The organism is Marinomonas sargassi, assembly GCF_025716875.1.
Lineage (GTDB): Bacteria > Pseudomonadota > Gammaproteobacteria > Pseudomonadales > Marinomonadaceae > Marinomonas > Marinomonas sargassi.
Window position 1 is genome coordinate 664588 of the sequence record NZ_JAOVZB010000001.1, and the last position, 13409, is coordinate 677996.

A 13409-nucleotide genomic window follows, 5' to 3' on the forward strand; every position below is an offset into this window, starting at 1 on the left:
CTGACATCACTCAGTGATCAAACTAACAATAATCATGGAACCCTTTTTATGAAAAAAACTCTTATCGCGGCACTGGCTTTGTCTTCTGTGTCGTTAGCTTTTGCAGACGACGCTATCCAACTTGAGACCAAAGAGCAGCGCCTAGGCTACAGTATCGGCACCATGTTCGGCACTCGTATGACACAAGACTTTGCTGAACTAGATACTGCAACCTTTATTGCGGGCTTCCAAGATGCTTTTTCTGGAAAAGAAGGAAAAATGACGCTAGATGAAGTAACAGCAACCATCCAAGCTTATCAGCAAGAACAAGCGCTTGCCGCTCAACAGGAGCAAGAAAAACTAGCAGAGGAAGCCAAAGCAGCTTCTGTTACTTGGTTAGCGGAAAAAGAAGCTGAAGACGGCGTAATGAAAACTGAATCTGGTCTGCTGTACAAAGTCATCACAGAAGGCACTGGCGAGAAGCCGACAGAGCTAAGTACAGTAGAAGTAGATTATGAAGGCAGCCTAATCGACGGCACAGTATTTGATAGCTCATACCAACGTGGTGAGCCAATCTCCTTCCCTCTTAACCAAGTTATTCCTGGTTGGACCGAAGGACTACAGTTGATGACGACTGGTTCTAAATACGAGTTATACATTCCATCTGACCTAGCCTACGGACCAGGTGGCACAGGCCCAATTCCTCCACACTCTGCATTAAAATTCGTGGTTGAGCTACACGGAATTAAAGCGGCAGAATAAGGGCTCTTTGTATTTATTGCCCTCGTTTTAAAGCACATTGACGATTTTTGTTAAGCCAGTATGGAGTCCATACTGGCTTTTTTATGTACTTCTTCTGGCGTTTTCACTCTAAGGCTTAAGTGAGGTCGATACCTATTATGCTTTTCTAATTATTTAAAGGTTCTACACCATTTAAATAAGAATTCTTGTTGGAATATCCCATCCACTTTTCTGCTAACAAATTTTGATAGCAATCATAACCATAGGTCGTGGGCGGCTTGATATTATTCTTCTGCAATTCCTGCTGATATAGTGAAGAATAATATCATGACTGAGTTGATGCCCCCTGATCTTTCTATTAAAAGCATAATAGACCAATCCATTTTGTCGTGTTTTCGAAGCCAAGTCAGCGCTGTTGATAAACCGTAGATGGGTTGGGCTTGCTGATAAGTCATGTAGCCTTTTTCGACAGCCACCTCTACCTGCATTTTAAAGCACAAGTTATAGTAATGTTGTGTACGCTTACGTTTTATATTAATTGATGTCCCTATATTAGGCCTCCTAAATGTCAACCTATTTCAGGACGGGACATCTTTAGATAACAAGCAGTTTAGAAAGGAATTCCACTTTATGGTGGCCCTTTATAAAGCAATAAAGGGCTAAGAAAAAATATAAATTCGCCTCTACCCCTAATATAAGCGATGAAAATTTTCTCATGTTATAGTTCACACTTACCATTTTATTAATCAATAACGAGACCATGTATATTGTAGGTATTTAATGAAAATAGGCTTTGATATTGGCGGCTCTAAAACGGAAATCTGTGCCATTTCCCGCAAAGGAATTTTGTTATTTCAACATCGTACATATACTCCCTCTTCTTACTCTGAACTACTGACTTTAATTGATAAATTAACAAAATTAGCAAAAGAAAAAACAAAAAAACCAACACAATCTATCGGCATTGGGTTACCAGGAAGCCTTAGCAAAAAAAACCAACTTATTAAGAACTCCAACCTACTCTATCTTAATGGCCAAGACCTAAAAAGCGATCTTGAGGCTCTTCTAGACGGCCAAGTTCATATTGCTAATGATGCCAATTGCTTTACATTATCTGAAGCTACCGATGGAGCAGCCAACACAGGAAAAGTTGTCTTTGGAGCCATATTAGGTACAGGTTGCGGAGGCGGGCTAGTCATAGACAAAAAGCTATTAGTAGGAGTAAATGCTATTAGCGGTGAATGGGGGCACAACCCTTTACCGGGATATTTTCCAGAGTATGATGGCCCTGAAAGGTTATGCTATTGCGGTCGAAAAAATTGTATTGAGCAATTTATTTCAGGTCGTGGCTTAGAACTTAGTTATAAACAGGTAACAGGGAAAGTACTCTCGGCAAAAGCACTAATGCAAAGCTTACCTCACAATACAAATGCGAAGAAGTGCTATACGCGCCTTATAGATCAAATGGCGAGAAGCTTCGCAAGCATAATCAATACCTTAGACCCAGATACAATTGTAATAGGCGGAGGGTTATCTAATATCAACTCGCTATACAAAGATCTACCCAATGCCATGCTACCCTATATTTTTTCCGATAGCGTAGACACGAAAATTGTTCAAGCAAAATTCGGTGACAGTAGCGGCGTACGCAGGGCAGCTTGGTTAAATGAAGTATAAACAGCCATATTGCTCATTTTATAAACCCTTAAGACACTGGGTAATCTATGTTCTCCCAAGAAGATTTAATACAAGTAGCACGTCAGACTATGCCTTTTGGCAAGTACCAAGGTCGAATTTTAATCGATCTACCAGAGGCTTATTTATTATGGTTTGCCCATAAAGGTTGGCCAACAGGCAATTTAGGCCAGTGGTTACAGCTTGCTTTGGAGATTAAGATAAACGGTTTAGAAAAGCTGGTTGAGCCGTTACGGCTGCCTGTTGAGAAGAAAAGTGACGAACCTAAAGTACGTATTCGATTTGACGATTAGCCCTTTCACCTATCACTAGCTTTTTGAAAATGGAGGAAGGGAGTAAAACAGCACGCCTTCTTTTTCTTCTTTCAGAATAAAACCTAACTTATCTGCCACTTTAATAGACGCTATGTTTTCGCATTTGATCTGCGCCATCAAAGAGCTTTCAAAACTAGTGATAAAGGCACGCAGCATCCTATAAGCTATTCCTTTTCCGCGCATTTCTGGCGCCACAGTCCACGATAGTTCCCATACATTTTCTGTTGTGTCCGTAACGACATCCGCTCGACAGGTACCTACCGCAACACCATCAATTTCTGCGATCCATAATTGGCGCTTATCGGGTATTGCGAGTGAATGTTCCAGCCACGTGATGTGCTGTTCTAGGCTAATGATATCTTGATTATGAGAAGCCAATCTTGTTTCTGTATCATTTCGCCATGCTAGTAATACGTTCGCATCCTCTAGGCTTGCTGGGCGCAAATAAATATCTTTCATTTATATCTAACTTCGTCGACTAATAAAGATTAAGAATATACGGTATTGCGCCCATAAAAAAGCCAGCAACAATGCTGACTCTTGGGTTACTACCTATTACTTCTTATAAACCACCATGGGTCAACTTAGCAGGGTCAAGCAAAGCTAATAGCTCATCACGGCTTAGCTCGGTTTCTTCTTCTGCAACGTCTACTACAGGGCGTTTTTCTTTATAAGCTTTTTTCGCAATCTCAGCTGCTTTCCCATAACCGATAATTGGGTTTAAAGCTGTTACAAGTATTGGATTACGGTGTAGAGCTTCATTCAACTTTTCTTCGTTCACAGTTAATGTCGCAATCGCATTATCCGCAAGTAGCTGACCGCTATTAGCCAACAGTTTAATGCTATCTAATAGATTCTTCGCAACCATTGGCAACATTACATTCAACTCGAAGTTACCTGATTGACCGCCAATTGTAATCGCCGCATCATTACCAACAACCTGTGCTGCAACCATAGCTGTCGCTTCAGGAATCACTGGGTTTACTTTACCCGGCATGATGGAAGAACCCGGCTGCAATGCTTGCAAGGTAATTTCACCTAAGCCAGCCAATGGGCCAGAGTTCATCCAGCGTAAATCATTGGCAATTTTCATGTAAGTCACAGCCACGGCCTTCAACTGACCAGATAGTGCAACCGCTGTATCTTGAGAGCCAATTAAGGCAAAGAAGTTTTTACCCGGCTCAAAAGTTACTTTACTGAGATCAGAAAGCTCTTTTGCAAAAATGGCAGCGAACTCTGGGTGCGCATTAATACCTGTTCCTACCGCAGTACCACCTTGAGCAAGTTGGTTCGTTTTGCCTGCTATGTAGTTCAAATTATCTATGTTGTCTTGAAGCTGAGCCGCCCAAGCTTCAAAGGTTTGGTCAAGGCGAACCGGCATGGCATCCATTAAATGCGTACGACCTGTTTTTGTGAAACCCGATAAGGACTCACCTTTTTTCAGAATCGTATCGCGTAAATGAATCAATGATGGCAATAGGTGCCCCGTCAATTCTAGTGTAGCACTGACGTGAATAGCGCTAGGAATCACATCATTACTACTTTGGCCAAAGTTCACGTGGTCATTTGGGTTTACAGCAGAGCCATAATACGCCGTTGCTAGGGTAGCAATTACCTCATTGGCATTCATGTTAGAACTGGTGCCCGAGCCTGTCTGAAACACATCGACAGGGAAGTGCTGCATGATATCTTCGCCTTCTAATAACTCATTACAAGCATTTTGAATGGCTTGAGAGAGTTCGGGCGTTAAGCATTCTAAAGCTTCATTTGCACGAGCCGCGGCGGATTTGATAAGTATTAATGATCGAATGAAAGCTTCTGGGAGAGGGTCACCACTAACAGGGAAGTTATTGATGGCTCTTTGTGTTTGTGCGCTATACAGAGCATTTTCTGGAACGCTCAATTCACCCATACTGTCTTTTTCAATACGCATTTTCATTCTTAATTCGTGTCCTTATTGTTGTTCACTAGGAGAGAGGAAGTAACGATTCAGAGTACGCAAGCTATGCTCCATTTTGAAATAATGGCGCGCATCTTGGTAAGTTACGATGAGGCACTTAAATTTGGATAAAGGGGAATAGACCCTGTCTAAACAAGTCTGACGCCAATGGGATGGAACACTTGAGTCACACATGGTATTTAACAGAACATAGAATACTCTTTCATGCAGTGCAGCAGCATCAGGAATACTGAGCTTTTCTGCGTACTGCTCCATCAATTCCAAGTATTGATATAGCAATTCTGGCGAGTCGCAACATTGTCCCGACTGAATGGCTTGCTCTAGTGCAGAAAATGGAACCAAATAGCGAGTCATGATCTTCCCTCCCATCAAAATATAAATGATAACTATTATCAATATTAGACAATACTGAACTCGTGTCAACACGATTGATAACTATTATTATTTAATTTTCATAACGCTGACTTGAATCACATTCTTATCATTTGCAAAAAAGGGAGGAACGAAGGCTGCTATTTATTAGTCGCCTAACAAAAAAGCCCCTGTTAACTTTCCATTAACAGGGGCTTAAGGTGGGATATTTAGTACTAAAAAATGGATAGTTCAATCGTATCTTCTTTAATGATGATGTCTTTCACTAAAGAAGCAGCTGTTTTTTCAAACGGCGAGTGATTGAGAATGTATACGGGGTGAGTGTCAAAATACTTAACCAAAGCCTTTTCTAACTCTCCATGAACAGAACCTAACGCAGAGCTAAGCATTTTGTCGGTAAAGCTGGTGCCTTGTACTTTTACCTCAGTGATACGTGGAGAGGTTAAGTACAGTCTATCTTCTTCTATTCTCACGCCCGATTCAAACGATGGTTCCACACTCGCAGAAATCGATATTTTCTGACCAAAAGCGGTTAACACGCCTTCTAAGTTGGTATCTAAATCGACTAAAACCAAACCACCATCTCGTGCTGTTAAATCAACATCGGCTTTCTTAACCACCAAATCAATATCCAAAGCATTACCTTCGACCAATAAGGATATTTGGTTGCTTTGGGGCTCAGCGAGTAGCTTCTCCACTTCTTGATTTATCTCAGTCTCACTCACTAAGAAGCTGTTACAGCCAGTCATCAATAAAGCTGATGTTATTGTGAAAAATATATAAATAGCACGCCTAAGCATCTGCCTTTTCTCCTGAAAAGCTAGCATTCCGTTCTTCATACCAAAAGCGCATAAAGTCCTCTGTCACCTTTTGCTCTATCTGCACTGCCTCTTCCGTTGGACAGAATAAAGATACGGTAAAGATGTTAAAACCTTCTGGCGTGGTGGTAATACGAACTTTTGGCTCAGGGCCAGAAATATCAATATCCAAACGCTTCTCTATTAAACTGTTATAACGAATAGCGACTTCCCTAAAGTGTTCACTGTATGCCAATACTTTATCTAGCACTTTATCTTTTATAGTAAACAAGTTCACTTCATCAGTCTGTCTAGAGATTGAAAAGGTATGAGTTACATAGCGGCGCATGTAATTTAAGTTTTGTACGGTATTGGTTAGCAACGCGCTATTCGGAACAACCGTTGTGCGCCCGGTATAATCGTAGCTTCCACCCTTCAAATCCACTTCAAACAAGGTAGTTGACAACCAATCACTATCTGTCACTTCACCTTCAAAATTGGCAATACGTACCCAGTCCCCAACCCTGTAAGGACTAGTGCTCGCTCGATAAAGGGCACCAATAAGGCAAGCAATAAACTCCTTAGTTGCAAGCACCAAGGCCACCATGAAGGCCGCAACAGAAATAGCAAAATTCTGTAATTCTGAGGCCCATATAATCACCAGCCCTACAACAAGTAGAAAGTTAAATGCATTATCAATCGCATTAATCCGCTGGCGCTTTATATCATTATCAATTTTGGGATTGGCGCGAATAAGGCTAGGGGTGTAACGCCTAAAAATATAAAAAACCAACAACGCCACCAGCGTCAGAATGACATTACGGTTTTCTTTAATGGTATTTAAATCGACCTGAGATAGATCAAAACTCATTAGTATTCCCTCTTTTTCCAGCATGCAACTTTACCAACCATTACCTTTATCGACAAACAAAAGCACTGGACAAGGTAAAATTTTATACTGTATATTTATACAGTATAAAATTTTGGAGGTGAGATATGCCTGTAATCATTCAATATGTTGTTGAACGTGGTGGAAAAACAAAAATGACTTTTACATCCAAATCGGAAGCGGATGCCTACGATAAGCTACTCGATACAGCTGAAAGGCTAGATGAGTTTCTAGCACAAAGCGACTTAATGGAAAACCCAATAGAACGCGAAGCCCTAGCTATGTATCTTGCTGAAAATAAAGATGAGCTGCTGGTTTCCCTAGGAAACAAAAAAGCCAGTACTAAAAGAAGTAAGCCAAGTACGAGCTCAAATGAATCGTCTTCCCAACTTCGCTTAACCGACACAGCGCCCCAAAAGCCTCTAGAAGATCTTGTTATAGAACCCGATGAAGAAGCTATTTATCAAGAGGAAGAAAGCACAGTAATCTTTGATCAGGATGATGTAGAAAGTAGCCATGCGGCTTAACGATTCAACCGAAATCAAACAATATTAATAGCAAGGCTATCAAAAGCCGCCTTGCTATTATCGCACAATCTGTTGTTTCAGCATTATTCTGGCAAGCTTGATTCACTCAACGTCAGTTCAGAAAAAGACACGCTGACATAATCGCCATTTTCTTTGTCTACTTTCCATTTACCCGAGCCATCACAAGCAGCATACCAGATACCTTCTTGGTCTTTCGTGCTGCATTGGTTATAGGCGCCAGCTTTGAAATACATAAAGTCTTCTGCATAGCCATTAGGGTGATCTTTTTCATCCACTTTCCCATAAGCATCGACATTGTTTGCTAAGTTAATTTGATACTTCACTGTGGCTTTTTTCGGTGAAGAGAAAGTCAGGTACATCATGTTGCCATGGACATTCACTTCATAACTAAAACTTTCCCCTAAGGCGATACCTTGCTCCCCTGGCTCATTTGGGTTTTCCCATGTATTGCCCCAAACAGGGTAGGCAATATCGGTTCTATTTGGGTCATTCTTTGGAAGATTACGTTCGTAGTTCCAGAATACTGAGCCTTTTTCATGGTGCGGCCATTTTTTATAGTAAATTTTAAGTGGCTCATTCCCCCAGCCAAAGCCCTTTCCATTGCTAATTTGCAGTAGGTTTTTATCTGCGTGAATTTGCCCAACGACTACAGAATAAGCCGGCGGTTTATTTGGATGACCTGCTCTCTTAGCCACATGGTTCACTTTCAATGTGGCATTCAACTTACCACCAAATACGGCCCCTTTAGGGTTAGTCGGTAAGGCGAAGTTATTTCTAGGGGACTTGGTATCAATACTACGAATATCACCGCGAATCATCTGGCGTAATTCGCTACGAGTATTAGATGAGCCTGATGTTGTAGCGGCTTTATTCGGCGCAGCAAACACCATTTCACCACTATTATTTAGATAGAAAAAGTCAGAGTGTGAATAACTTCTTAGCTGCCTAGCGCTTTTCTCATCAATTTTACCGTCATTATTTCTGTCCATCGGTAAAGTAATCTTCCAATGGCTCAGGTCAAAATTATCGGCGGGTATTGGTTTGTCTCCGGAACGGCCATCAGCAGCGCAGCCAACTAAAAACAAAGTAGATAAAGCAAAAAAGGGAAGTTTTTTATAACGGTACATAATGGTCTCTTACATGGATTATTTTTTCTTATTCGTGCCATCCTATGCATTGCTCTACTATACGGTGTTTTTTTCCTCGTTCAAAGTAGAGTGATAAGTATGCAAGAACCATGGAAATGCAGAGTTACAACAAACCTTTCTTCACCTAGACCTTTCAATCCTGTGTGATGCCCCTAACAATGACCACATACTATTTTGAGTGGTTTTATTATGAGCAACACATTAGATATTAAATTTGTATCCGACATTATGTGCCCTTGGTGCGTTGTCGGGCTAGGTAACCTAAACAAAGCCCTTGCGGAACTTGGCGACACTGTCAGCACGGATATTGCCTTTGAGCCTTTTGAATTGAACCCAAATATGCCGCCCGAGGGACAGGGTTTCACTGAACACATTTTAGAAAAATACGGTATTTCTGAGCAGCAATCCCAAGAAAATAGAGCCATGATCCAAGCTCGTGGCAAAGAACTCGATTTTGACTTCAATTTCAAAGATGAAAGCCGCATGCGTAATTCATTCGATGCTCACAGGTTGCTGCACTGGGCGCAGTTGAAAGGCAAACAAGCCGAACTAAAAATGGCATTGTTTGTGGCGCATTTCACTAACAACCTAGATGTCAGTAACCATGAAGTATTAACTAAGGTTGCCGAACAAGTTGGCCTAGATGAAAATGACGCTTTACAGGTTTTAACGAATCAAGAGTTTTCCGAAGAAGTACGTCAGCAGCAAGCAGTGTGGCAGCAAAGTGGTATTAGCTCTGTACCCACCGTCATCATCAACAACAAGTACGCTATTTCGGGTGGGCAACCTGCTGAAGTATTTAAACAAGCGTTAGAAGAGATCATGACGAAAGACTAAGCAACTCTACGACAAAACGAGAACCCACTTACTAGGAATAATACGGACTTATCTCTGTATTATTCCTAGTAAGTTGGGGCTTAATTTAGTTTCTTTTCAAACAAACCGACATCCCAGTAGCGGCCAAATTTTCTGCCCACTTCTTGAAATACTCCAACTGGTTCAAAGCCAAATTTTGAATGCAAAAGGCATGACGCTTCATTCGGTAAAGTAATACTCGCATAAGCGCGATGCACATCCTCTGTCGTCAGGCGATCAAACAAAGCGTTATATAATGCTCGACCAACCCCCTGCCCTTGGTGGTTTTCACTTATGTAAATACTCACTTCTACTGATGTTTCGTAGGCTTTCTTTGCCTTAAATTGGCCACTACAGGCATAGCCTACTACCTCTCCATCATTTTCTGCCACCAGCAGCTGATAACGGCCAGTTTCAGAAAATTGCTGAAACCAAGGCAGTCTTGTTTCCGGTGTATAAGGGTCGATATCAAAGGTAGTTGGCACCCTCTCAATATAAAAATTATATAAGTGAGTTAATTGTGGTAAATCACTGGCTGTGGCACTTCGTATACTGAAAGTCATTCATGCATTCCTTTTCGCCATTCAAGCGTTTGAGACGGCTGCTCACCAAACAAATGTTTATAGTCTTTCGCGAATTGGCTCATATGCCAAAAGCCCCATTGAGCTGCAATATCGCCTACTGACTGATTTCTCTGGGCATAAACTAAAGTACGCCGTACACCATTTAAACGACTCAGCCGTAAATACTGAATCGGACTAATACCAAGAATACTCTCAAAGCTGTATTGCAATGTTCTTCGGCTCACATTGGTCACTTCGCACAATTGTGTAACGGTTACCGCTTCCTCTAGGTGATTGGCAAGAAACTGTTGAGCGCAATCAACCACTTTTTTACGATGTGCATAACTTTGTGTTTTTGCTGGCTGGGGCTGCTCCACGCGAAGTAACTCCAGCAAAGCCATAATAACAATATCCTGCTGTAGACGAGGTGAAGTGCCATGGTAGTTTGTTGACAGCAATCGCCCTAATAAAAAGCGCACTTCTGACAATGTCTTATCTGGTATTTTTAAGCGGCCATTTTCGTTGAGCTCTTGCCAATTCAAATCAAGACCGTGGATTTTAGCCACTTTCATAAGTTTGGCCGTTTCAACCACCAGCCCATAAAGATCATAGTCTTCTGGTGTAGAAAGCTGAAATTCACAATCCCCCGGGCGACACATGATGTCATTCTGTCGAACACTCAAACCATTAATGCGACTACTGGTTTGCTCGGCAAGCGGGATACCGAGCCAAATAGAATCAGGCCATACGACACATTTTTGCTGTAATGCTTGACTGGTATGCTCACAAAACACCTGTAATCCATCGAAGGAAGATTCAACAATACGACCATAAAAAGCCCCTCGGCTCATCTGATCGTATGCCTGTTGCCAATTGGTTAGGTTACTCGCATGCAGATCGGCATCGTACGCTTCAGATGTTTGCCTAATAGAGCTCTGATTTGGTGCATTGATATCTGAATTCAGCATAACCATCATCCAAAGTTATTATTTCCGATATAAAAACCAATCAAAAGAAATCCTAGTCTTTTGATTTATATAGAAAATTAATTTTTGCCATTATTCGATACCTGCCATCCATGAGGTTCCGTAAAGTAAATAAAAGGTTCTCCTCAGGCTGCAAAACTTATGCCTTCTTAATTGATCTAACTAAAACAACCTAGAGAAAACGGCATGCCATTACGCACAAACTTCCAATTTCGCCACAGCGTCGGCCAAAGAACATTTGGCTTTGTCGACCTTGCCGATCTAATGGCTAAAGCAACGCCTGCCCGCTCTGGGGATCGTTTGGCTGGCGTAGCAGCAGAAAATGCTGAAGAGCGAGTAGTAGCCCAAATGACCTTGGCAGACTTACCTCTCAGTGAGTTTTTGCAGCAAACTGTGATTCCTTACGAAGAGGATGATGTTACTCGCCTAATACTGGACGACCACGACAAAGCCGCTTTTTCAGCTATTGCCCACCTGACCGTAGGTGGGTTTCGAGATTGGCTCTTAAGCGACCTAGCAACTCCTGAAGTACTGGTAAAAATAAGATCAGGTATTACACCCGAAATGGCCGCTGCGGTGAGTAAAATCATGCGTAATCAGGACCTCATTATGGTGGCCAAGAAATGTCGTGTGACAACGGCTTTTCGTAACACCATAGGTTTAGAAGGGCGATTATCGACCCGTTTACAACCCAACCACCCAACGGACGACTTAACCGGCATCGCCGCCAGTATGTTAGACGGCTTGTTATATGCCAGTGGTGATGCAGTGATAGGTATCAACCCAGCCACAGATAATGTGCAGCAAGCCTCTCGCTTAATCACCATGATGGATGAAGTGATTCAACATTACGAAATCCCTACCCAATCCTGTGTACTGACTCACGTCACCAATACCATAGAGTGTATTGAGCAAGGGGCTCCTGTTGATTTGGTCTTTCAGTCCATCGGCGGAACCCAAGCAACCAACGACAGCTTTGGCTTTACCCTTGCTCACCTTGCTGAAGCACAAGATGCCGCCCGATCCTTAAACAGAGGGACGGTTGGCAACAACGTAATGTATTTTGAAACAGGGCAAGGCAGCGCACTTTCAGCCAATGCGCACCATGGTGTTGACCAACAAACCTGTGAAGCCCGAGCCTATGCCGTTGCGCGAAAATACAATCCTCTCCTAGTGAACACAGTTGTTGGCTTTATTGGCCCTGAATATTTATATGATGGCAAAGAGATTACCCGTGCGGGTTTAGAGGATCATTTCTGCGGTAAGCTGCTCGGCCTGCCTATGGGCTGTGATGTCTGCTACACCAACCACGCTCAAGCGGACCAGAATGACATGGATAACCTATTAACCCTCTTAGGGGTAGCTGGTTGTACTTTCGTTATGGGTATTCCCGGCTCGGATGACATCATGTTGAACTATCAGACCACATCTTTTCATGATGCCCTATATGCCCGCCGTGTGCTCGGTTTACAACCTGCTCCCGAGTTTTCAGCATGGTTAGAAAAAATTCAAATATCTCAAAACCGTTCTGAATTTACGCTTAATGATCAACTTCCAGAGGCGTTTCAATCTTCATTGAATCGCCTTCAAGGAGGCCTTTCATGAGTGAGAAGAAAAAGAGTTTACAGCAGCATCAAGTAACACCTGTTACAGAAAACCCATGGCACAAGCTTAACGATTTTACTGATGCAAGAATTGGCTTAGGGCGTGCTGGTGTGAGCGTTCCCACCAAGCATTTATTGGCTTTTCAACTTGCCCACGCTCAAGCCATTGATGCCGTGCACTCAACACTAAATATTGAAAAGCTCACCACAGATTTGAACAAATTGGACTGGGCACAAGCATGTGCCCCTGACTGCGCCCCCCTAATTTTGCACAGTCGCGCGAAGGACCGCGCAACCTATTTACAACGTCCAGATTATGGCCGCTTATTGAATCCTGAATCGGCCAAAAAGCTGGACGAACATAGAGTACAAAATACCCCACAATATGATCTCGCCATTGTGGTGGTTGATGGTTTGTCGTCCCTCGCTGTTGAGCAAAACACATTACCTTTTCTACAGGCCTTACAAACCTATTTGGTACCTAACTCTGTACACCCAGATAACACATGGAAACTGGCGCCACTCTGTATTTTGGAACAAGGTCGAGTTGCTATTGGAGATGACGTATGTGAGCGCTTACATGCTAGCTGTGTTCTTGTTTTGGTTGGGGAAAGACCCGGTCTTAGTTCTCCGGACAGCTTAGGTTTATACCTCACTTGGGGTGGAAAAGTTGGCTTAACCGACGCCTACCGAAACTGCATTTCCAATATAAGACCCGCTGGTTTGTCGTACCAAGAAGCCGCCAGAAAAGCCTTTTACCTACTCAACGAAGCACACCAGTTAAAGCTTTCTGGCGTCAATTTAAAAGACAGATCAGATGACGACTTAATCAATCAAGACAGGACAACAAAAAACAACTTTCTTATCGCTTAGCGATGAAGAAGTCATTCAAAAATAACTAGAGCTTACACAGCCCGTTTAAGAAACAAACATGAGTATGGTTTAACGCACAATGACT

At 42.3% G+C, this 13409-nt stretch carries 16 protein-coding genes; 7 read left to right on the forward strand and 9 right to left on the reverse strand.

Features of this window, described 5'->3' with window-relative positions:
* The first annotated feature begins 48 nt into the window (after positions 1-48).
* A complete protein-coding gene (locus OFY17_RS03230) occupies positions 49-741 on the forward strand; it encodes an FKBP-type peptidyl-prolyl cis-trans isomerase (protein ID WP_263529262.1) in 693 nt (230 codons plus the stop codon).
* A gap of 263 nt (positions 742-1004) precedes the next feature.
* Here OFY17_RS03230 and OFY17_RS03235 read toward each other — a convergent pair whose 3' ends face one another.
* Positions 1005-1208: a hypothetical protein gene (locus OFY17_RS03235; protein ID WP_263529524.1), complete on the reverse strand. Its 204-nt coding sequence runs from the start codon at positions 1206-1208 to the stop codon at positions 1005-1007.
* A 292-nt stretch (positions 1209-1500) separates the two neighbouring features.
* Between OFY17_RS03235 and OFY17_RS03240 the strand changes: the two genes are divergently transcribed.
* The gene (locus tag OFY17_RS03240; RefSeq protein WP_263529263.1) at positions 1501-2397 is read left to right on the forward strand and encodes an ROK family protein; all 897 of its coding nucleotides are present in this window, start codon (positions 1501-1503) and stop codon (positions 2395-2397) included.
* A gap of 47 nt (positions 2398-2444) precedes the next feature.
* A complete protein-coding gene (locus tag OFY17_RS03245; RefSeq protein ID WP_263529264.1) occupies positions 2445-2708 on the forward strand; it encodes a DUF3820 family protein in 264 nt (87 codons plus the stop codon).
* A gap of 15 nt (positions 2709-2723) precedes the next feature.
* On the opposite strand, the gene OFY17_RS03250 is transcribed toward OFY17_RS03245, so the two are convergent.
* The 5 genes from OFY17_RS03250 to OFY17_RS03270 all read right to left on the reverse strand — a co-directional run bounded on the left by OFY17_RS03250 (position 2724) and on the right by OFY17_RS03270 (position 6729).
* On the reverse strand, positions 2724-3188 hold the full coding sequence (locus OFY17_RS03250) for a GNAT family N-acetyltransferase (protein WP_263529265.1): 465 nt from the start codon (positions 3186-3188) through the stop codon (positions 2724-2726).
* Positions 3189-3291: 103 nt separating this feature from the next.
* Positions 3292-4668, reverse strand: coding sequence for a class II fumarate hydratase (locus tag OFY17_RS03255; RefSeq protein ID WP_263529266.1), 1377 nt, complete (start codon positions 4666-4668; stop codon positions 3292-3294).
* 15 nt (positions 4669-4683) lie between these two features.
* On the reverse strand, positions 4684-5043 hold the full coding sequence (locus OFY17_RS03260) for a hypothetical protein (protein ID WP_263529267.1): 360 nt from the start codon (positions 5041-5043) through the stop codon (positions 4684-4686).
* Positions 5044-5276: 233 nt separating this feature from the next.
* Positions 5277-5861, reverse strand: a complete 585-nt coding sequence (locus OFY17_RS03265; protein ID WP_263529268.1) for a DUF1439 domain-containing protein — start codon at positions 5859-5861, stop codon at positions 5277-5279.
* Positions 5854-6729, reverse strand: a complete 876-nt coding sequence (locus OFY17_RS03270) for a mechanosensitive ion channel family protein (protein ID WP_263529269.1) — start codon at positions 6727-6729, stop codon at positions 5854-5856. Before OFY17_RS03270 ends, OFY17_RS03265 begins: the two co-directional genes overlap by 8 nt.
* Before the next feature lie 125 nt (positions 6730-6854).
* Here OFY17_RS03270 and OFY17_RS03275 point away from each other — a divergent pair, with 125 nt between their 5' ends.
* Positions 6855-7274 (forward strand): YebG family protein, encoded by a 420-nt coding sequence (locus OFY17_RS03275; protein WP_263529270.1) that lies wholly within the window; start codon positions 6855-6857, stop codon positions 7272-7274.
* Between the two features lie 83 nt (positions 7275-7357).
* Here OFY17_RS03275 and OFY17_RS03280 read toward each other — a convergent pair whose 3' ends face one another.
* Entirely contained in the window at positions 7358-8422 is a 1065-nt protein-coding gene (locus OFY17_RS03280) for a polysaccharide lyase family 7 protein (RefSeq protein WP_263529271.1), read from the reverse strand.
* 210 nt (positions 8423-8632) lie between these two features.
* Here OFY17_RS03280 and OFY17_RS03285 point away from each other — a divergent pair, with 210 nt between their 5' ends.
* Positions 8633-9280 carry a DsbA family oxidoreductase gene (locus tag OFY17_RS03285; protein WP_263529272.1) on the forward strand — a complete coding sequence of 216 codons (648 nt, stop codon included), beginning with the start codon at positions 8633-8635 and terminating at the stop codon, positions 9278-9280.
* Positions 9281-9360: 80 nt separating this feature from the next.
* On the opposite strand, the gene OFY17_RS03290 is transcribed toward OFY17_RS03285, so the two are convergent.
* Together OFY17_RS03290 and OFY17_RS03295 are read right to left on the reverse strand one after the other, a co-directional pair.
* Positions 9361-9861 (reverse strand): GNAT family N-acetyltransferase, encoded by a 501-nt coding sequence (locus OFY17_RS03290; RefSeq protein WP_263529273.1) that lies wholly within the window; start codon positions 9859-9861, stop codon positions 9361-9363.
* Positions 9858-10829, reverse strand: a complete 972-nt coding sequence (locus OFY17_RS03295) for a helix-turn-helix domain-containing protein (RefSeq protein ID WP_263529274.1) — start codon at positions 10827-10829, stop codon at positions 9858-9860. The genes OFY17_RS03290 and OFY17_RS03295 overlap by 4 nt, the downstream gene beginning before the upstream one ends.
* A gap of 204 nt (positions 10830-11033) precedes the next feature.
* Here OFY17_RS03295 and OFY17_RS03300 point away from each other — a divergent pair, with 204 nt between their 5' ends.
* Complete coding sequence (locus OFY17_RS03300; RefSeq protein ID WP_263529275.1) at positions 11034-12452, forward strand: ethanolamine ammonia-lyase subunit EutB; 1419 nt, start codon at positions 11034-11036, stop codon at positions 12450-12452.
* Entirely contained in the window at positions 12449-13324 is an 876-nt protein-coding gene (gene eutC / locus OFY17_RS03305) for an ethanolamine ammonia-lyase subunit EutC (protein WP_263529276.1), read from the forward strand. Before OFY17_RS03300 ends, eutC begins: the two co-directional genes overlap by 4 nt.
* Positions 13325-13409: the final 85 nt, after the last annotated feature.